Origin of the sequence: Streptomyces sp. NPDC086787 (assembly GCF_044745865.1) — a bacterium.
Taxonomy (GTDB): domain Bacteria; phylum Actinomycetota; class Actinomycetes; order Streptomycetales; family Streptomycetaceae; genus Streptomyces.
Genome location: NZ_JBIVBC010000019.1, coordinates 23,208 through 41,947 on the forward strand (window position 1 = coordinate 23,208; position 18,740 = coordinate 41,947).

The window sequence follows — 18,740 nt, forward strand, 5'->3', positions numbered from 1 at the left end:
GGCGCACTCCCCCGCCGGCTCGATCGTCAGGCGTTGTGTGCGTCGAGGAAGCCGCTGATGAGCCGCAGCCATTCCTCGGGGCGTTCCACCATCGGCAGGTGGCCGGTGGCGAGCTCCACGAGGCGGGCGCCGGGGATCGACTCGGCAAGCTGGTGATGCAGACGGGTGGCGGTGAACCAGTCCTGCGTGGTGGAGATGACCAGGGTGGGTGCCTGGATGTCCGCGAGGTCGTCGCGGACGTCGAACCGGGCGGCGAGTTCGGCGTGCTCGGGGGTGCCCTCGGCGATGTTGGCGGCGGTGAACGCCACGGCCTGCTCGAGCTGCTCCGGCGACATGGACTCCAGCGCGTCGACGCCGCTGGCCATCATGACCAGGAACCGGCCGAGCAGGTCGGGGTCCGTCTCGGCCAGCTTGCGCCAGGTCGGCAGGGCGAGAGCGAGCCGGTTGTCGTGGTGGGGGAAGGTGGCGGTCAGCACGAGGGCGGAGACGCGCTCGGGGTGGCGGACCGCCGCACGTATGGCGACCGGGCCGCCGAGGGAGTAGCCGGACACCGCGAAGGTCTCCAGACCCTCGGCGACGGCGGCGGCGACGAGTTGGTCGGCCAGGTCGTCCAGCGAGAGCGGAGTGGCGGAGCGGGCGGTGTCGCCACTGCCGGGGTAGTCGACGCCGACGACCTTGTGATGGGCGGCCAGGCCCTGAAGGATCGGGCCGTAGGTCTGGTCGACGCTGCTGCCGGCACCGTGGGCGAGGGCGAGCCCGGAACCGGAGCCCAGGACGGTGCGGGCGAAGGTGGCTTCGGGCAGGGTACGTGCGGACATGCGGGGTTCCATTCTTCGGTACATGTCGGAGCTTTGAGGTGTGGCGCGGCCGCGAGCACGGTCGCGGCACCGCAGGGGGCGCCATCACTCTCCCGTTGCCCATGGGTCCGAAGTCAGGAGAGAAATACGTGTGTCACTACCTGCTTCCCCGCATACCTGTGTCGGACGCCCCGCAGGTAGCCAACAGGTAGCCGCCTGCGTAGTTCGCCCCTTTCCGGGCCCGGAAGGAGATCGCAGTCTGGGAGATGTTCTGACACAGAGCCGTTCACTTTCCGGGTGAGGACCATGGAAACCACGCGAGAGCTCTCACACGCAGCCTGTACGCCGGCTCCCCTCCCTGCCGATCACCGTTCGCGTCGGCTCGCTCACCGAGCGGACGCGGCCGCACACGCTCGTCGCGTCGTGCGATCGGCTCTCGATGACTGGCAGGTGAGCGACGACGACGCCCATTCCGTGCTGCTCGTGGCGTCCGAGCTGGTGACGAACGCTCTGCAGCACGCGGAGCCACCCGTCGTCCTGCACGTGTCCCGCGAGAGGGCGGGTCCTCAGGTGCGAGTGGGCGTCACGGACGGCGGCCCGAGGAAGCAGCCTCGTACGTCGCCCCGCTCTCCCGGGGAACACGGACGCGGCCTGCTCATAGTCGGGGCACTGGCCATCGAGCACGGCACCAACAGCCACGCGGGGCGAACCACTCGCTGGGCCAGTCTGCCCGCGGCGTACGGGCGCGCGCAGGGTGACGAGAGGTGACCTCGCCTGACTGCTCGCGCTCAGGCGAGGAAGCTCAGTCGAACCTTACGGTTGACGTTGCTGATGTTGGTGTCGACCAGGCACACCGACTGCCAGGTCCCCAGTTCCAGGCGTCCACCCAGCACCGGCAGCGTCGCCTGCGGTGGGACGAAGGCGGGGAGGACGTGGTCGCGGCCGTGGCCGGGGCTGCCGTGGCGGTGCCGCCAGCGGTCGTCGGGCGGGAGGAGGGTGTGCAGAGCGGCCAGGAGGTCGTCGTCACTGCCGGAGCCCGTCTCGATGACGGCGACACCGGCGGTGGCGTGCGGGACGAAGACATTCAGCAGGCCGTCACGGCCGCCCGCCGTCTCCCGCAGGAAGGCCTCGCAGTCGCCGGTGAGATCGACGACCCTCTCCTGGGAACCGGTGGCGATGTTCAGCACTCGGGTGGTGAAGGCATCTGGCATGCCACCATCCTTGCTCACTCGCCGGGAAGATCCACGAACGCCGCACTGTTCGTAGAATCGTGAACAACACACGTGAGGTCGAGGTGGTCGTCACAGGCGCCGGGCAGGCCGGTCTGTCCACCGCCTATCACCTGCGGCGCACCGGCTTCGAACCGGGGCGCGGCTTCGTGGTGCTCGACCACTCCCCCGGACCCGGCGGCGCCTGGCAGTTCCGCTGGCCCACGCTGACGTACGGCAAGGTCCACGGAATGCACTCGCTGCCCGGCATGGAGCTGACGGGCGCCGACCCGGCGCGGCCGTCGGCCGAGGTCGTCGCCGAGTATTTCGACACCTACGAGCGCACCTTCGACCTGCGGGTGCGACGCCCCGTCGACGTCACGGCCGTACGGAGTACGGAGAGTGGACGACTGCTGGTGGAGACCTCGGACGGGGAATGGTCGGCACGGGCGATGGTGAACGCCACCGGCACCTGGGACCGGCCGTTCTGGCCCCGGTATCCCGGCCAGGAGACCTTCCACGGGCGGCAGCTGCACACCGCTCAGTACAGCGGGCCCGAGGAGTTCGCCGGGCTCCGGGTCGTCGTGGTGGGCGGAGGTGCGTCCGGTACCCAGCACCTGCTGGAGATCGCCCCGTACGCGGCGGCCACCACCTGGGTCACCCGACGGCCGCCGGTCTTCCGGGAGGGGCCGTTCGACGAGGGTGTGGGCCGAGCTGCGGTCGCGCTGGTGGAGGAGCGGGTGCGACAGGGGCTGCCGCCGAGGAGTGTGGTCTCGGTGACGGGGCTACCGCTCAACGACGCCATCCGGCAGGGGCTGCGGGACGGGGTCCTGGACCGGCTGCCGATGTTCGACCGCATCACTCCGAGCGGGGTCGAGTGGACGGACGGGAGGCACGTTGAAGCCGACGTCATCCTCTGGTCGACCGGCTTCCGGGCCGCCCTCGAGCATCTGGCCCCGCTGAAGCTGCGCGAACCGGGCGGCGGCATCCAGGTCGAGGGGACCCGCGCGGTCGCCGACCCACGGATCCACCTCGTCGGTTACGGCCCGTCTGCGAGCACCATCGGCGCCAACCGGGCGGGCCGCGCGGCCGTACGGGACATCAGGCGGCTGCTGGCCGAGGAACCGGTCGGCGTGTGACGTCCGGCAGGCTCCTGTCCCGCGGGCACCTTCCGGCCGGTCAGCCCGAGGTCTGCCTGGTCATCCCTGGGGCTGGGGAGCCGGAGCCCGGTGCGGGAACCGCGCCTGACTCGCGGCCTGTCGCGGAGTCCACTTGGGCTGCGGACTCCGGGCGGGCTGAGAGCTCTGGCTCTCCCTAGGAGCTTCGTCCTGCTGAGGAGCTTGGTCCTGCTGGGGAGCTTGGTCCTGCAGGGGAGCTTGGCTCTCTTGAGGAGCCTGACCTTCCTGAGGAACCTCACCCTGCTGAGGAGCCTGACCCTGCTGAGGCGCTTGGCCCTCCTGAGGCGCTTGGCTCTGCTGCGCCGCCCGGCTGCGCTGCTCCGCGTTGAACTCGGCCACGTTGCGCTCGTGCTGCGCGTAGTCGGCGGTGAAGCGCGTGTCGCCCGGCTTGACGGTGACGAAGTAGAGCCAGTCGCCCGGTGTCGGGTTGTACACGGCGTGCATCGCCTGCTCGCCCGGGTTGTCGATCGGCGTGGGCGGCAAGCCCATGCGCTGGTAGGAGTTGTAGGGGCTCGCGACCTTGGTGTCGTTCGTGGTCGTCGTGAGCGTGTTGCGGCCCAGCGCGTAGTTGAGGGTGGAGTCCATCTGCAACGGCATTCCATGTTCCAGCCGGTTGAAGACGACGCGGGCCACCTTCCCCATGTCCTCCTTGGAGGCGGCCTCGGCCTGGACGATGCTCGCGATGGTGACTGCCTGGTAAAGGCTCGTCGCGGCGCGCGGCGCACCGGCCGCGGCCGGTGCGCCCTTGAACCGCTTGTTCGCCGTGTCGACCATGTACTGGAGCAGTGACTGCGGAGTCGCCCCCTCGGAGACCGGATAGGTCGCCGGGAAGAGATAGCCCTCCGGGTTGCCCCGGGCGTCGTGCGGCAGCTTCAGGCCGGCCTTGCCCATGGACTTCTGTGTACTGCCGGCGGGCAGGGCGAGGACCTTGTCAATGGCGTCGTAGACCTGGCTCGCCCGCCAGCCCTCGGGGATCACCAAGGTCCTGGCCTTGGCGTTCCCGAGGATGTCCAGGTGCAGCAGCGGCACCGCCACGGCGGTGCCGGCCACGATGGCGCCGGTCACGGCGAGGGCGATTTTGCCCCGGCGCGTCAGTCGAATCGTGCTCCGTGGCGGAGTGTTCATCTGCATGCGGGCACGTTAACCCGCATACGTCAGCAAATCCGGCATATCGTCATCTTGTCGGCGCCAGTTGCGCGTCCCGGTGGACCAGGGCCGCGTACCGTCCGTCGAGCTCCAGCAGTTCGTCGTGCGTGCCCTGTTCGGCCACGCGCCCGGAGTCGAGAACCACGATCTGGTCGGCGGCGCGGACGGTGGACAGCCTGTGCGCGATGGTGAGCGTCGTCCGGTTGGCCGAAAGCGCGTCGATCGCCTCCTGCACCGCGTGTTCGGTGCGGGTGTCCAGGGCGCTGGTCGCCTCGTCGAGAATGAGGACCGGCGGGTCGCGCAGGATGGTGCGGGCGATGGCGAGACGCTGCTTCTCACCTCCGGAGAAGCGGTGGCCGCGCTCGCCCACGACCGTGTCATAGCCGTCGGGCAGCGAGGCGATGTGGTCGTGGATCTGGGCGGCCTTCGCCGCAGCGTGCACTTCGTCGTCGGTGGCGTCCGGCTTGGCGAAGCGAAGGTTGTCGGCGACCGAGGCATGGAAGAGGTACGTCTCCTGCGAGACGACGCCCACGGCTCGGGCGAGGGTGTCGAAGTCGAGGTCGCGGACATCCACGCCGTCCAGGGTGACGCGGCCGCCCGAGACGTCGTACAGCCGGGGCACGAGATAGCCGAGCGTGGACTTGCCGGCGCCGGTGGGTCCGACGACGGCCAGACTGCTTCCGGCCGGTACGGCGATGTCGATGCCGTCGATGACCGGGCCCCCCTTGCCGTCGTAACGGAACTCGACGTTCTCGAAGCGGACCTCGCCCCGGACGTGGTCGAGGTGGACGGGCCGCTCCCGCTCGGTGATGTCGATGGGCAGGTCGAGATACTCGAAGATGCGCTGGAAGAGCGCGAGCGAGGCCTGTATCTGGACGCCGGTGGACAGCAGGCTGACAGCGGGGCGGAAAAGCCCCTGCTGGAGTGAGACGAAGGCGACGATGGTGCCGAGCGACACCTGCGGGCCGCCCGTCCGGAGGGCGACGCCCGCGGTCCAGTAGATGACGGCGGGCATGGCGGCCATGACGATGGTGATGACGGCCATCCGCCAGCGTCCTGCCATGTTCGACCGCACTTCGAGGTCGACCAGACGCTCGGACTCCTCGGCGAAGGACTCGGTCAGCGAGTCGGAGCGGCCCATCGTGCGGCCGAGCAGGATGCCGCTGACGGAGAGCGACTCGGTGACCGTGGCGGCCATGGCGGCCATCTGCTTCTGGCGCTGGGTGGTGATCTTCTTGCGCTCGTTGCCGACGCGACGGCTGATCCAGACGAAGACCGGGAGCAGGAGGAGCGAGACGACCGTCAACCGCCAGTCGAGGGCGATCATCGCGACGATCGTGGCGACCACGCTGGTCACGTTGGAGACCAGGGAGGTGGCGGTCGAGGTGACGGTGGCCTGCATGCCACCGATGTCGTTGGCTATCCGGGACTGCACCTCGCCGGTGCGGGTGCGGGTGAAGAAGGCGAGGGACATGCGCTGCAGACGGCCGTAGACGGCGGTGCGCAGGTCGTGCATGACGCGCTGGCCGACGGTCGTGGAGATCAGCGTCTGCAGCACACCGAAGACGCTGGTCAGGACCGCGCTGAGGATCATGCCCAGGGCGAGCAGACCCAGCAGGCCGGTGCGCCCCTGCGGGATCGCCACGTCGAGGATCTCCCTGAGGAGGAACGGCGTGGCGACCGAGACCAGCGACGCTGCGCCGACCAGCAGTCCGACGACGGCGAGCCGGCCGCGGTAGGGCCGGAAGAGTTTCAGGATGCGACGCACCTGCCGGGGCTGTTCCTGTTCCTTCGCCTCGGCGGACGGCGTCCGGGAGTTTTCACGTTCGGGATGCATGGGCTCCTACGGAGGTGAACGGGCGTCGGCGCGAAACCGGCCGACGACGACGAGACGGAGCATAGCTCATTGTTACCTACGCTCACAATGAACTTGGTCCTGATATTGTTCCCGCATGACCAACCCGGATCCCGAAGGCCTGCTCGCCGAGCAACTGCTGCGGCTCACCCGCCGGGTGCACCGCATCCAGAAGCGCCATCTGCAGGAGCGCGATCTGGGAGTCACCCCAGCACAGTCCCGCCTGCTGCGCACGCTGGCGCAGTACGCCTCACCGCCGCGCATGGCCGATCTCGCCGAACGCCTGGAGGTGGTGCCGCGCGCGGTGACGACCCTGGTGGACGGCCTGGAGACGAGTGGAAAGGTGCGCCGCGTCCCCGACCCGGCCAACCGCAGGGTGACCCGGATCGAACTGACCGAGGACGGGCACAGAACCCTCACCGAACTTCGTGCCGCACGCCGCTCGGCGGCGGCGGAGATCCTCGCGCCGCTGTCGGAAGAACAGCGCGACGCGCTCGGCGGACTGCTGGACACACTCGTCGACGGCGAGACCGCCAGGCCCTGCTGACCGGCGACCCGGCACAACCCCGGGCGATTTCGCGGTGGCGCGCTCGCAGGCCAGGGCCTGTGGCGTTGCGCGGTGCCGAACGGGGGTGGAAGGCTGGATAGTGGCACAGGTTCGGGGGGCGCCCGGGAACCGTCCGGTGCACCGGGCGCACACCGTGCCGCGTGTGCCGGCGGCCCTCCGCTCCTCGCGGCGGGAACGGGCCGTCCCCGTAGCCTGGAGGTACCCGTGGACAGCGCCGACGGATGGGGAGATGACGTCTACCAGCCCGATGGATCCGAGATCCAGGAGGACTCCGGGCTGCTGGACGCGGAGGACACGCTGGTCGACGACGGAGTCGGCGATCCCCTCGACCGGGGCTGGTCTCCTCCTGACCGGCCATGGGCGGTGGAGCACAGCGGTGTGACGGCTGCGGAAGGCCGACTGGGCGAGACCCTGGACCAGCGTCTCGCCGAGGAACTGCCCGATCTGTCGGCGTCCGACGACGACGGCATCGGCGATGTACAGGGCACCGACGGTGAGCTCCTGGACAACGAGGTCGGCGGCCTGCGTTCCGGTCGTCTCGTGGCACCCGACGAGGGCGCGCACGAGGACGACGAGAGCGCCCTGGTCGCCACCGACGTCGGCATCGACGGTGCGGCCGCCTCCGCAGAGGAGGCGGCGATGCACATCGTGGACGAGGACTCACTGCCGGGCTGACCCCGAGGCCGGCTTCGCCTTCGCTGCCGGCAATGGCGTCAGGAGCGGCTCAGATCATGTTGAGGGCGGCGGCGCAGCCCACTCCCCCGAGCAGCATGAACGCCGGCATCAGCACCTTGAGCTCGACCCAGCTGCCCGCCCGGAACCGCAGCGCCTTGGGCGGCCCGATCGGGTACCAGCGCTTGCGGCCGATCGGGATCGGCCACAGGATCGGGCAGCCGGACACCGTCAGGGCGTCCCCGATGTCGTGGACCAGCGCACCCAGCACCACCGGCAGCCCCAGCCACAGGTACTCCTGGCCCGGCGCGCCGAACAGCCAGCTCGAGCCCATGCCCGGCTTGTCCAGGATGCCCGCGAGGATCCAGGCGCTGGTCGCGGCCAGCAGCCAGACCAGGACGTCACTGCTGGAACCACGGGCCGCCCGCCACAGCAGCCCTTCTATCGCCAGAACCAGATGGGCGAACAGGATCGCCAGCACCGCCCAGCGGCCCCCGGCGATCGCCGCCGCAGAGCAGCCGGCACCGATCAGAACCGCCCACAGCCAGGTGTGCGTCAATGTGCGGTGGCCGCCGGAGCGGCGGGGGTCGCCCTGCTTCCTCGTCCCCTTGTAGACGGCGTAGGACAGCTTGTCGACGATCTCGCAGATCCAGCGCGACAGCGGTCCGAAGGCGCGCGAGATGGTGGCCGCCTTGTGGTCGAGATCGGGGGCGAGCGCCGCGCCGGCACAGATCAGGGATCCGACCAGGAGCACCGGCCAGGGCATCGCGTGACCGGCCGCGGCGGCCGCCGCTCCGACGCCGAGCCAGGCGGCGGCTCCCGACAGTGAGTGTGCTGGTCCCATCATGGCCGTTCCCCGCCCCATTCCTCGTGTGCCGCTGTCCAGTTGACCCGGTGTGATGACGCCTCGTCGGCGCCACAGCGTAGCTGCCATGATCTTCGCACCCGCAGCCGATTCCCCCATCGGCCAGTCGGCCAGGCAAGATGGTGGCGTGACCCTCATCGATCAGCTGCCGCCGACCGCCGACCCCGACGCCCTCTACGAAGCCTTCGAGTCGTGGGCGCAGGAGCGCGGTCTCACGCTCTACCCCCACCAGGAGGAGGCGCTGATCGAGGTGGTCTCGGGGGCGAACGTGATCGTGTCGACGCCCACCGGCTCCGGCAAGAGCATGATCGCTGCGGGTGCCCACTTCGCCGCGCTGGCCCGGGACGAGGTCACCTTCTACACGGCGCCGATCAAGGCTCTCGTGTCGGAGAAGTTCTTCGAGCTGTGCAAGATGTTCGGCACCGAGAACGTCGGCATGCTGACCGGCGACGCGTCCGTCAACGCGGACGCTCCTGTCATCTGCTGCACCGCCGAGGTGCTCGCGTCCATCGCTCTGCGCGACGGCAAGGACGCGGACGTGGGCCAGGTCGTCATGGACGAGTTCCACTTCTACGCCGAGGGCGACCGCGGCTGGGCCTGGCAGATCCCCCTGCTCGAACTGCCGCAGGCCCAGTTCATCCTGATGTCGGCCACGCTCGGCGACGTCTCCTTCTTCGAGAAGGACCTCACCCGCCGCACCGGCCGCCCCACCTCGGTGGTGCGCTCGGCGACCCGCCCGGTACCGCTGTCCTACGAGTACAAGCTGACCCCGCTCACGGAGACGCTCACCGAATTGCTGGAGACCAGGCAGGCGCCGGTGTACATCGTCCACTTCACCCAGGCGCAGGCCGTGGAGCGGGCGCAGGCGCTGATGAGCATCAACATGTGCTCGCGCGATGAGAAGGACAAGATCGCCGAGCTCATCGGCAACTTCCGCTTCACCACCAAGTTCGGCCAGAACCTCTCGCGTTACGTCCGCCACGGGATCGGCGTGCACCACGCCGGCATGCTGCCCAAGTACCGGCGTCTGGTGGAGAAACTCGCCCAGGCCGGTCTACTGAAGGTCATCTGCGGCACCGACACCCTCGGCGTGGGCGTCAACGTGCCCATCCGGACGGTGCTGTTCACGGCTCTGACCAAGTACGACGGCAACCGCGTACGTACCCTGCGCGCCCGTGAGTTCCACCAGATCGCGGGCCGTGCCGGACGGGCCGGGTTCGACACGGCCGGGCTGGTCGTCGGGCAGGCGCCCGAGCACGTCATCGAGAACGAGAAGGCGCTCGCGAAGGCCGGTGACGATCCGAAGAAGCGCCGGAAGGTCGTCCGCAAGAAGGCTCCCGAGGGCTTCGTCGGCTGGACGGACAGCACCTTCGAGAAGCTGATCGCCTCCGAACCGGAGCCGCTCATGTCCCGGTTCCGGGTGACGCACACCATGCTGCTGTCGGTGATCGCCCGGCCCGGCAACGCCTTCGAGGCCATGCGGCGGCTCCTGGAGGACAACCACGAGCCGCGCAGGCAGCAGCTCAGGCACATCAGGCGGGCGATCGCCATCTACCGGTCGCTGCTCGACGGCGGCATCGTCGAGAAGCTGGACGAGCCGGACGCGGAGGGTCGCATCGTTCGCCTGACGGTCGATCTCCAGCAGGACTTCGCGCTCAACCAGCCCCTGTCCACGTTCGCGCTCGCCTCGTTCGAACTGCTCGACCCGGAATCGCCGTCGTACGCCCTGGACATGGTGTCCGTAGTGGAGTCCACGCTCGACGACCCCCGGCAGATCCTGGTCGCCCAGCAGAACAAGGCGCGCGGTGAGGCGGTGGCCCTGATGAAGGCCGACGGCGTCGAGTACGAGGAGCGCATGGAGCGCCTCCAGGACGTCACGTACCCGAAGCCGCTGGAAGAGCTGCTCTTCCACGCGTACGACACCTACCGCAAGAGCCACCCGTGGGTCGGCGACCATCCGCTGTCGCCGAAGTCGGTCATCCGCGACATGTACGAACGGGCGCTTACCTTCACGGAGTTGGTGTCCTTCTACGAACTGGCCAGGATCGAGGGCATCGTGCTGCGCTATCTGGCCGGCGCCTACAAGACCCTGGACCACACCGTCCCGGACGACATCAAGTCGGAGGACCTCCAGGACCTGATCGAATGGCTCGGCGAGATGGTGCGCCAGGTCGACTCCAGCCTGCTGGACGAGTGGGAGCAACTGGCCAACCCGGAAGTGATGACCGCCGAGGAGGCTCAGGAGAAGGCCGACGAGGTGAAGCCGGTGACCACCAACGCGCGCGCCTTCCGCGTACTGGTCCGCAACGCGATGTTCCGCCGCGTGGAGCTCGCCGCTCTCGACCAGGTCGAAGAACTCGGAGAGATGGACGCCGAGTCCGGCTGGGACGCGCAGGCCTGGGGCGACGCGATGGACAAGTACTGGGACGAGTACGACGACCTGGGCACCGGCCCCGACGCCCGCGGCCCCAAACTGCTCGTGATCCAGGAAGAACCGCAGAACCGGCTGTGGCGGGTCCGGCAGATCTTCGACGACCCGAACGACGACCACGACTGGGGCATCAGCGCGGAGGTGGACCTCGTGGCCTCCGACGCGGAGAGCCGCGCGGTCGTCCGTGTGACCGACGTCGGCCAGCTGTGAGCGCAGGAGAATCCCATCCATGACTAACCCCGCCGAAAGACTCGTGGACCTGCTCGACCTGGAGCGGATCGAGGTCGACATCTTCCGTGGCCGCAGCCCCGAGGAGTCCCTCCAACGGGTCTTCGGCGGCCAGGTGGCCGGCCAGGCTCTGGTCGCTGCCGGGCGCACCACGGACGGCGACCGCCCGGTGCACTCGCTGCACGCGTACTTCCTGCGCCCCGGCCGGCCGGGGGTGCCGATCGTGTACCAGGTGGAGCGGGTCCGGGACGGGCGGTCTTTCACGACCCGCCGGGTCACCGCGGTGCAGCAGGGCCGCACGATCTTCAATCTGACCGCCTCCTTCCACAAGCCCGAGGAAGGACCCTTCGAGCACCAGCTGCCGCCGGCCCGGGACATTCCGGATCCCGAGTCGCTACCGACGGTCGCGGAGGAGATCCGGGAGCATCTGGGCGCCCTGCCCGAGCAGTTGGAGCGGATGGCGCGCCGCCAGCCCTTCGACATCCGTTATGTCGACCGGCTGCGGTGGAACACCGAGGAGATCAAGGGCGCCGAACCGCGCAGCGCGGTGTGGATGCGCGCGGTCGGCCCGCTGGGTGACGACCCCCTGGTGCACACGTGCGCGCTCACCTACGCCAGCGACATGACCCTGCTGGACGCGGTCCGCATCCCCATCGAACCCCTGTGGGGTCTGCGGAGCTTCGACATGGCCTCACTGGACCACGCCATGTGGTTCCACCGCCCGTTCCGTGCGGACGAGTGGTTCCTGTACGACCAGGAGTCGCCGATCGCGACGGGCGGCCGCGGCCTCGCCAGGGGCCGCATCTACAACCTCGAAGGACAACTGATCGTGTCCGTGGTACAGGAAGGGCTGTTCCGCGAGCTGGGCTGACCTGCGACTTCACCGATGGTGGGCCGCGCCGCGTTGCCTCGTGCGACGCTCCCCGGGCGGTCGTTACGATGTTCCTACCGAGAACGCAGAGGGCTCGTGGCCCCACGACGCAAAGGCGTTCGCCCATGCCTGCCACCGGGCCGGAATTCAGCAGTCCGTGGGAGCGGTCGGCGCCTTCGCGGACATCGCCGCCGCGGAGTCGTTCTTCCACACCTTCAGGCGGGAGTTCCTGCCCGTCCGGTGCAGTTGGCCAGCCGCACGAGCCGCCTGACTCGCAGTCTTCTGCTGCCCCTGCTCCTGCGCTCACGGGCGCCGAATCCCCGTCGGCCCTCGGCCACAAACGCAGAACGCCATCAGTTGCCGTCTCGTCCTCCGGCTCGTGTGTGCCTGGACCGGGCCGCGCCGGGGGTGCCTGGTCTGCCGAGGAGTCGATGTGCGTGGGTGTCGTATGAGCCCGCGCTGCGCGTGCGCGTGCCGGCGCCCCGTGCTACCAACTCCGGGCAGATGTGATCGTCACGGCTGAGGCTGTCGATGGTCCTGTCCTACCGCTCGTTGTGGGCGTCGTCGGTCCTGGAAGGCAGGGCCTCGTCCAAGGTCATGAGACGAGCCTCCACACGGGTGCCGGTGGTCCGGGTCTCGAACGCCGGCTGGGGGGCAGTGGCCGGACCTGTCGTGTTCCATCCGTCGGCGAGGCGGAAGGTGCTGCCGTGCCAGGGACATCGGATACAGCCGTCGACGAGCTCGCCCTCGGACAGCGGTCCGCCCATGTGGCTGCAGTGGTCGGCCAGTACGCGAATCGTCCCGGACGCCTCACGCAGGACCACCACCGGCTCGTCGCTCAGGTGGCTGCGCACGGGTGCGCCCACCGGGAAGTCGGCCAGGTCCCCGAGCGTGTGCCAGTCGGCTCCGACCAGGTCGGGAACGTGTTCGGCGTGGTTGGCTCCCGATGCCTGCCGGAAGGCCATGTGACCGCCTACGGCGCCGCCGACTCCCACCGTCGCCAGACCGGCAAGCCCCCAAGCCCGCCCGCGACCGTACCTGCCGCGGACACGCGCAGCGAAGGAGGTGGCATAGAGCGCGACACCTGCCGCGTTGGCTGCCGCGTGCACCAAGCCGACACGCATCTGCGGGCGGCGCAGTTCGGCCCAGTCCGTCCAGCCGGCCGCCGCCGCCGGCAAGGCCGTCAGCAGCCCCACCCCCACCAGGATCCGTGCCGCCCGCCGCTGACCTGGCACGAAGTCCAAGACCGCAGCAGACATCCAGCTGCCCAGAGGCAACTGCACCATCAACGGATGTACGGGATGGCCCAGCCACCGCCCATGCAGAACGTCCCGCGCACGGCCCATTGGCACCGCCCGGACACCCTCGCGCACCGCGTCGACCAGCCGGTCCGCGCGCTCGGAACGCTCGACGCGGTCCATCACCTTCAGCACCCGCCCCGGCCCCGCGGCGGACGGCAAGACCGCACGGAAGGCACACGTCACCCGGTCCAGCGCCCCAGAGGTATCCATGCACCCCGTATAACCCACCAGAGCCTTCGGGAAACGGCCACTGTGCAGCGCCACCAGCCACGAGGCACCTCAAGGCCGGGCCCGTCGCAGGCACCGGTTGATTCGACGGCGCAGGAGATGAGGTGTCGGCGGCCTCAACGGCGTCCGCCTCCCGGTGACCGGGCAGCCGGTCGAACTCCCAGGCAACCTCGACGCCCTCGCCGAAACCGCGTGCACCCATGGCTCCGCGAGTACGGTGCCCGAGCGGGAAAGGCCCCTCCCAGCGTCCGCTGCCGCAGGCGAGACAGCGCCGCCCGGCCATCCTCCTCGCCACGCCGGGACGGGCCCCCGACCTCGATGACGGCGATGCTCGTGGAGACACGCACATGATCCGAGTGCGTCCAGCGTGCTGACCGGCGGGCGGGCGCTTGGACCGAAGAGGCCCGACAATGGGCCAGAGCGGCCCATTCGGGCATGCGGCACCGACTCGGTTCGGGTGGATGGGCGCCGCCCGGGGGCGATGCACCGCGCGGTAGGGGCCGAGGGACCCACGGCGCAGTCCGAGCGGCCCGTGGTGCCGGGGGCCGAGGTCGCGCACGCTGGGATCGACACCCCCATGAAGGGAGCCGCTGCGATGACCTCCGCAACCACCATGAGCACGGCACTTGAGCCCGTGCACCGCGAACAGCTGATGCGCCTCGCCCGCGAGGTCTCCTTCGAGGCCGGGACCCGACTGTTCGAGGAGGGCCGGCACGCTGACCGCTTCTGGATCGTACGCACCGGAACCGTAGCCCTCGATCTGCATGTTCCCGGCCGCCGACCGGCCGTCGTCGAGTCACTCGGTCACGGCGAACTCGTCGGCTGGTCCTGGCACTTCCCGCCGCGCCTCTGGCACTTGGGCGCCGAGGCGATGACCCCGGTGCGGGCCTGGGAGTTCGATGCGGAGGCGGTGCACGCGATGTGCGACGCGGACCCCGCGTTCGGTCGGGCAGTGGCGGTGTGGGTGGGCCGCGTGGTCGCCCAGCGGTTGCACGCCACCCGGGTGCGGCTGCTCGACCTGTACGCCCCCTACGGCAGCGGTGACCGGTCGTGACCGCGCGCACGCCCCATCCGGCCGAAGGGCCTTGGTAGGCATGGACAGCGGCCCGCACCAGGTGAGCGACGTGATGACGCATGCCGTCGTCGCGGTGGGCCGCAGTGCCCCGTTCAAGGACATTGTCGAGCGCATGGAGCGTTGGAAGGTCAGCGCGCTTCCTGTGCTTGAGGGCGACGGGCGGGTGATCGGGGTGGTCTCCGAGGCCGACCTGTTGCCCAAGGAGGAGTTCCGGGACAGCGACCCGGACCGGTTCGCCCAACTGCGCCGACTCTCCGACCTGGCCAAGGCCGGGGCGATGTCCGCCGAGGCGTTGATGAGTACCCCGGCCGTCACCGTGCATGGCGACGCCACGCTCGCCGAGGCGGCAAGGATCATGGCCTTGCGGCATGTCAAGCGGCTGCCCGTGGTGAATGCCGAGGGCGTCCTCGAAGGCGTGGTCAGTCGCGGGGACCTGCTGAAGGTGTTCCTGCGTCCCGACAACGACCTCGCGGACGAGATCCGACGCGACATCGTCGACGTTCTCTTCCCGGCCCCCGTCGAGCCCGTCCACATCGTCGTCAGCGACGGCGTCGCGACCCTGACGGGACGCGTCGCGGACGGCGCGCGGATTCCACTGGCCGCGCGCCTGGTCCGTGGCGTGGAAGGGGTCGTGGACCTGGACTGCCGACTCACCGCCGCCGACTCCGAGGCCGGGTGACGCCCTCGGCGCAGCCGACCGGGGTTCGCTCCTGCGTCCGACCGCCCAGCTCGCTCGACCGCGGGGCTGAGTCCTCGCTGCGTCATTGTCGTCGTACTGCGCCTTTGGCCGTGGGCCGTGCCGCCGCGGGCCGTGCCTGCGTCTTCCGTGCCCGTTCACGGCCGGGGGTTGCCGATCAACCTCTGCCTCCGCTCCGCTTCCGCCACTCCGGCCCGACCTGCTGCCACTCCTCGTCCCAGTCGGCCAGGCACCGTCGGAAGAGCCGAGCACGGACCAGCCAGCCACCGGCCCAGACCGTCGCGCCGGCCAGCGGTGCCACGAGGGCGCCGGTCAGAACCACCTGCAGCGTCGCCCCTGCCCCGCTGGGAGGCTCGGAGACGATCCGGCCGGCACGGTCCGTCCACACGGTGAGCCTGCTGCCCACAGGAGACCCCGGGAAGACCTTCGCCCGGCCGGTGTGCACCGTGTCGCCCGCGTCCGTCCAGCGCACGGCGGCCCACACCCGGCCGTCGTCGTACCCGCCGCTGCCGCCGGCCGGAATCGTCGCCGCGTCGTCGGTGAGTACAGCGGACACGGCGTGTACCTGCGCACGCCGGGCGGCGAACGCCGAGTCCGTCGCCCGCGCCGCCATTCCGCCCGCGAACACCCCTCCGAGGAGGACGAGGACCCAGGTGACGAGCACGATCCAGGCCTCGACGACGTCACTGTGCCGCTTGAGAGGGTTGTGGCCCCAGCGCCACATCATCCGTGCCACGGTCGTGGCAGGTGTCCGTGTCATCGGCCCGCGCCTCCTTCGTCATACGGTCGGCCTCCGTCAGGCGTCATACGGTCGGCCTCCGTCAGGCGGGAGCCGGCCGTTGCGGGTCCGGCAGGTCCGGGTCGAGGTCCGGATGGCGAGGCGGACCGCTGACCGCGCAATTCACGTCCACTACGCCCGCGACGGCTCGCGCGAGTCGGGCGGCAATCGGAATCAGAGCGGTTTCGCGGACCCGGCCGGTGAGCGTCACGACACCGTCGCGCACCTCGATCCGGATCTCTTCGGCCTGTGAGCCGAAGAGCCGTGCGACGACCTCGCACCGGACGTCCTCTGCGATCTCCGAGTCGTCCCGCAGAAAGACCTTCAGCAGGTCGGGCCTGCTGACGATGCCCTGCAGAGTGCCGTCAGAGCCGACCACCGGCAGTCGCTTCACCCCACTTCGAGCCATGACGCGCGCGGCGCGGACGATGGTGGCGTCGGGCGGCACGGTGACCGCCGGAGCGGTCATCAGCTCACCGGCGGTCACCCCGTCCGCCTTGCGGGCTTCGGCGAAGTGCCGCACCTGCCCGTATCGGCCCACGTCGCGCTCGCTGTACTCCTCCTTGGGCAACAGATCGGCCTCGGAGACGACGCCGAGGACACGTCCAGCACCGTCCAGCACTGGGAGGGCACTGACCCTCCACTCCTGCATGGTCCGCACAATGTCCTTGAAGGCCGCCCCCGTGCGCAGGGCGACGACCCTACGGGTCATCACATCGCTCACGACGATCGGAGTGCCGTTCATGGCGTCCTCCACGGGGCTGGCTGCCGTTCTACGACACCTCCAGGCTGCCCCGACGAACGGCGGCAGGACCATGGGCCGAGTGGCCCGTCCCCTGGGGCCCTTGGGCTGGGGATCGAAGTGCCCCACCAAGCAGGCGGGAATTGTCAGACACGCCCTATAGAGCGATGGGGAGCGACAATCGCGCCACTCAGGGCCGATCGGCCCACGTCGTGGGACGGAGGGCACCTGCCCCGGCACGCGCCTCTGTTCCAGGCTGGGAGGACCGAGACCCGGAGCCGAGGAGCGGCGTCATGGTCCGTTATGTGTACGACTTGCAGGACGGTGGCCGTGACCTGACCGGCCTCCTCGGCGGCAAGGGCGCGAATCTGGCCGAGATGACGCGGACGGGTCTGCCTGTACCGCCGGAGGGATGTCGGCGCAGGTCTCCCGGTGCCTCGCGGCGCTGGAGACGGACGCCGGGCGGCTGTTCGGGCCGCGAAACCGGCATCGGCGGCGAACACGGTGGTGATCCGGAGTCGATCCACTTCTTCCATGAGGTCGGCCTGGACTACGTCTCCTGCTCGCCGTTCCGGGTTCCCGTGGCACGTCTTGAGGCAGGCCGGGCGGCGCTGGCGGACACGGACACGAGTGACAGCAGGTGATCGACGCACCGTCGCTTCAACGCGATGGGCTCGACCGGCAGCGGAAGGAACACGTGATGGCAACCCGTGGGATGCGAGCACTTCAGCGCATCAACCTCGACCACGTCGAGGCCCTGCGGTTTCTGGGCAGCGTGTCCCTGGGCAGGATCGTCTACACCCGGCAGGCCCTGCCCACTGTCCGCCCGGTCAACCACGTCCTGGACAACGGGGACATCCTCATCCGCACCCACGAGGCCGCTGCGCTGACGTCCCACGCGCAGCAAGCCGACGGCACGGGCGCCGTCGTAGCGTACGAGGCCGATGCCATAGACCCGGACTCCCACCTCGGCTGGAGGGAATCTACAGACCAGGCTGTGCGGATCCGCCCCGAACTGGTCACCGGTGTCCTCCTCACCCGGACGGAGAACACGGCGAATCAGCCGGCCGACAGCTGACATGCAGTTGCTGCACCACAGAGGCAGCAGCCGCTCACACGGTGCTCCGGCGGCTTGGGCAGCGGTCTCTGGGCCTCAGGACCGCCCGGCCGAGGTCCGCCTCGCCACGCCGCGTGTGCCGGCGCTCCTATCAGCGCTGCCGGGCGCACTTCACCACCGACCTGTGCACCGCGCCTGTGCCCCGCGTAGGAGGCGGCCATCGCCTCATCGGCGACCTGACCGCCGGCCCTGGCAGAGGTCTACGCCGAGCACGGCCCGGCCCTTCCACCTGCCGTGCTCGAACCGTAGCGGGCAGAAGGGCCGGATGTCGGTCAGCCCCGATTGGGGTGCGCCGTAGCGGAGTAGGCGTCGTGCCAAGCCGCCTTGGCCCCGGAGTCGCCGATTCGGTAGACCTGAACGCCGGTACCCACGCCGATGATGAGCGACAGCACCGCGGCGGCGATGCGGAGCGGCGTGCCCACCGTGCTGCTGGACCCCTCCACCTCGGGGGTGCGGCGGTAGAACCACCAGACCGCCGCGGACACCAGGAAGAGTCCGATGACCCAGGGAAGCAGTTCGTCGCCGAGTTCGGCGTGCCTACGGACCAGGGGATCGCGGTCCACGTGCCGTTCCAGCCACTCGCCGGCGGCGGTCGTCAGCGGCACGCTGATCAGGGACACCAGGGCGAGGGCCGGCAGGGCGAGGCCGAACCGGCGCATGACGGAGGGGAAGGCGGCACACAGGATCAGGGCGAACGCAGTAACGGGTACCAGGACCACGACGACGTGCACGAGCAGGACGTGTGCGGGGATGCCGTTGATCAGGTCGAGTCCCACAACGGGCTCCTTCGGAGGGTGGTGTTCGATGCTGGACAGAGACGAGTCGGGCTCCTGCGGCGGCTCGGTGGTGCAGCCGAGGCCGCGACAGGGAGGCGCCCGCTCCCTGCGTGCGGGAATGACGCGGTGTCGCACCTCATGACCCATAGCGGCTGAATCCCGGAGTTCGGCCACTCCCGGCCGTCGGGCAGACCCCGGGTGCTGAGT

At 69.9% G+C, this 18,740-nt stretch carries 17 protein-coding genes and 2 pseudogenes; 10 read left to right on the forward strand and 9 right to left on the reverse strand.

Going from position 1 to position 18,740, the window contains the following annotated elements; all coding sequences use genetic code 11:
- Window positions 1–26: 26 nt before the first annotated feature.
- Window positions 27–818: an alpha/beta fold hydrolase gene (locus ACIPK3_RS30215; protein WP_402574787.1), complete on the reverse strand. Its 792-nt coding sequence runs from the start codon at window positions 816–818 to the stop codon at window positions 27–29.
- A gap of 285 nt (window positions 819–1,103) precedes the next feature.
- Between ACIPK3_RS30215 and ACIPK3_RS30220 the strand changes: the two genes are divergently transcribed.
- Window positions 1,104–1,565, forward strand: a complete 462-nt coding sequence (locus ACIPK3_RS30220) for an ATP-binding protein (protein ID WP_402574789.1) — start codon at window positions 1,104–1,106, stop codon at window positions 1,563–1,565.
- A 20-nt stretch (window positions 1,566–1,585) separates the two neighbouring features.
- Here ACIPK3_RS30220 and ACIPK3_RS30225 read toward each other — a convergent pair whose 3' ends face one another.
- The gene (locus tag ACIPK3_RS30225; protein ID WP_402574791.1) at window positions 1,586–2,008 is read right to left on the reverse strand and encodes a YjbQ family protein; all 423 of its coding nucleotides are present in this window, start codon (window positions 2,006–2,008) and stop codon (window positions 1,586–1,588) included.
- 59 nt (window positions 2,009–2,067) lie between these two features.
- Between ACIPK3_RS30225 and ACIPK3_RS30230 the strand changes: the two genes are divergently transcribed.
- Window positions 2,068–3,144 (forward strand): NAD(P)-binding domain-containing protein, encoded by a 1,077-nt coding sequence (locus ACIPK3_RS30230; protein ID WP_402574792.1) that lies wholly within the window; start codon window positions 2,068–2,070, stop codon window positions 3,142–3,144.
- A gap of 321 nt (window positions 3,145–3,465) precedes the next feature.
- Here the strand turns inward: ACIPK3_RS30230 and mltG are convergent.
- Both mltG and ACIPK3_RS30240 read right to left on the reverse strand, forming a co-directional pair.
- Window positions 3,466–4,314, reverse strand: a pseudogene (gene mltG / locus ACIPK3_RS30235) (endolytic transglycosylase MltG); the annotation flags it as partial.
- A 43-nt stretch (window positions 4,315–4,357) separates the two neighbouring features.
- Window positions 4,358–6,166: an ABC transporter ATP-binding protein gene (locus ACIPK3_RS30240; RefSeq protein ID WP_402574794.1), complete on the reverse strand. Its 1,809-nt coding sequence runs from the start codon at window positions 6,164–6,166 to the stop codon at window positions 4,358–4,360.
- A gap of 115 nt (window positions 6,167–6,281) precedes the next feature.
- On the opposite strand from ACIPK3_RS30240, the gene ACIPK3_RS30245 reads away from it, so the two are divergent.
- Both ACIPK3_RS30245 and ACIPK3_RS30250 read left to right on the forward strand, forming a co-directional pair.
- The gene (locus tag ACIPK3_RS30245; protein WP_402574796.1) at window positions 6,282–6,731 is read left to right on the forward strand and encodes a MarR family winged helix-turn-helix transcriptional regulator; all 450 of its coding nucleotides are present in this window, start codon (window positions 6,282–6,284) and stop codon (window positions 6,729–6,731) included.
- 225 nt (window positions 6,732–6,956) lie between these two features.
- Window positions 6,957–7,427: a DUF5709 domain-containing protein gene (locus ACIPK3_RS30250; protein WP_402574798.1), complete on the forward strand. Its 471-nt coding sequence runs from the start codon at window positions 6,957–6,959 to the stop codon at window positions 7,425–7,427.
- A 49-nt stretch (window positions 7,428–7,476) separates the two neighbouring features.
- Here ACIPK3_RS30250 and ACIPK3_RS30255 read toward each other — a convergent pair whose 3' ends face one another.
- Window positions 7,477–8,271 carry a metal-dependent hydrolase gene (locus ACIPK3_RS30255; protein WP_402574800.1) on the reverse strand — a complete coding sequence of 265 codons (795 nt, stop codon included), beginning with the start codon at window positions 8,269–8,271 and terminating at the stop codon, window positions 7,477–7,479.
- A 145-nt stretch (window positions 8,272–8,416) separates the two neighbouring features.
- Here ACIPK3_RS30255 and ACIPK3_RS30260 point away from each other — a divergent pair, with 145 nt between their 5' ends.
- The gene (locus ACIPK3_RS30260; RefSeq protein ID WP_402574802.1) at window positions 8,417–10,930 is read left to right on the forward strand and encodes a DUF3516 domain-containing protein; all 2,514 of its coding nucleotides are present in this window, start codon (window positions 8,417–8,419) and stop codon (window positions 10,928–10,930) included.
- Window positions 10,931–10,949: 19 nt separating this feature from the next.
- A complete protein-coding gene (locus ACIPK3_RS30265) occupies window positions 10,950–11,819 on the forward strand; it encodes an acyl-CoA thioesterase (RefSeq protein WP_402574804.1) in 870 nt (289 codons plus the stop codon).
- A 542-nt stretch (window positions 11,820–12,361) separates the two neighbouring features.
- On the opposite strand, the gene ACIPK3_RS30270 is transcribed toward ACIPK3_RS30265, so the two are convergent.
- Entirely contained in the window at window positions 12,362–13,330 is a 969-nt protein-coding gene (locus tag ACIPK3_RS30270; RefSeq protein ID WP_402574806.1) for a Rieske 2Fe-2S domain-containing protein, read from the reverse strand.
- A gap of 613 nt (window positions 13,331–13,943) precedes the next feature.
- Between ACIPK3_RS30270 and ACIPK3_RS30275 the strand changes: the two genes are divergently transcribed.
- Window positions 13,944–14,402 (forward strand): cyclic nucleotide-binding domain-containing protein, encoded by a 459-nt coding sequence (locus ACIPK3_RS30275; protein ID WP_402574808.1) that lies wholly within the window; start codon window positions 13,944–13,946, stop codon window positions 14,400–14,402.
- Between the two features lie 40 nt (window positions 14,403–14,442).
- On the forward strand, window positions 14,443–15,102 hold the full coding sequence (locus ACIPK3_RS30280) for a CBS domain-containing protein (protein ID WP_402574810.1): 660 nt from the start codon (window positions 14,443–14,445) through the stop codon (window positions 15,100–15,102).
- A 175-nt stretch (window positions 15,103–15,277) separates the two neighbouring features.
- On the opposite strand, the gene ACIPK3_RS30285 is transcribed toward ACIPK3_RS30280, so the two are convergent.
- Window positions 15,278–15,880, reverse strand: a complete 603-nt coding sequence (locus tag ACIPK3_RS30285; protein ID WP_402574812.1) for a hypothetical protein — start codon at window positions 15,878–15,880, stop codon at window positions 15,278–15,280.
- Window positions 15,881–15,941: 61 nt separating this feature from the next.
- Complete coding sequence (locus tag ACIPK3_RS30290) at window positions 15,942–16,643, reverse strand: CBS domain-containing protein (protein ID WP_402574813.1); 702 nt, start codon at window positions 16,641–16,643, stop codon at window positions 15,942–15,944.
- 482 nt (window positions 16,644–17,125) lie between these two features.
- Between ACIPK3_RS30290 and ACIPK3_RS30295 the strand changes: the two are divergent.
- Together ACIPK3_RS30295 and ACIPK3_RS30300 are read left to right on the forward strand one after the other, a co-directional pair.
- Window positions 17,126–17,284, forward strand: a pseudogene (locus tag ACIPK3_RS30295) (putative PEP-binding protein); the annotation flags it as partial.
- Between the two features lie 56 nt (window positions 17,285–17,340).
- Window positions 17,341–17,718 (forward strand): pyridoxamine 5'-phosphate oxidase family protein, encoded by a 378-nt coding sequence (locus ACIPK3_RS30300; protein WP_402574815.1) that lies wholly within the window; start codon window positions 17,341–17,343, stop codon window positions 17,716–17,718.
- Window positions 17,719–18,029: 311 nt separating this feature from the next.
- On the opposite strand, the gene ACIPK3_RS30305 is transcribed toward ACIPK3_RS30300, so the two are convergent.
- Window positions 18,030–18,533, reverse strand: coding sequence for a DUF2231 domain-containing protein (locus ACIPK3_RS30305; protein WP_402574817.1), 504 nt, complete (start codon window positions 18,531–18,533; stop codon window positions 18,030–18,032).
- Window positions 18,534–18,740: the final 207 nt, after the last annotated feature.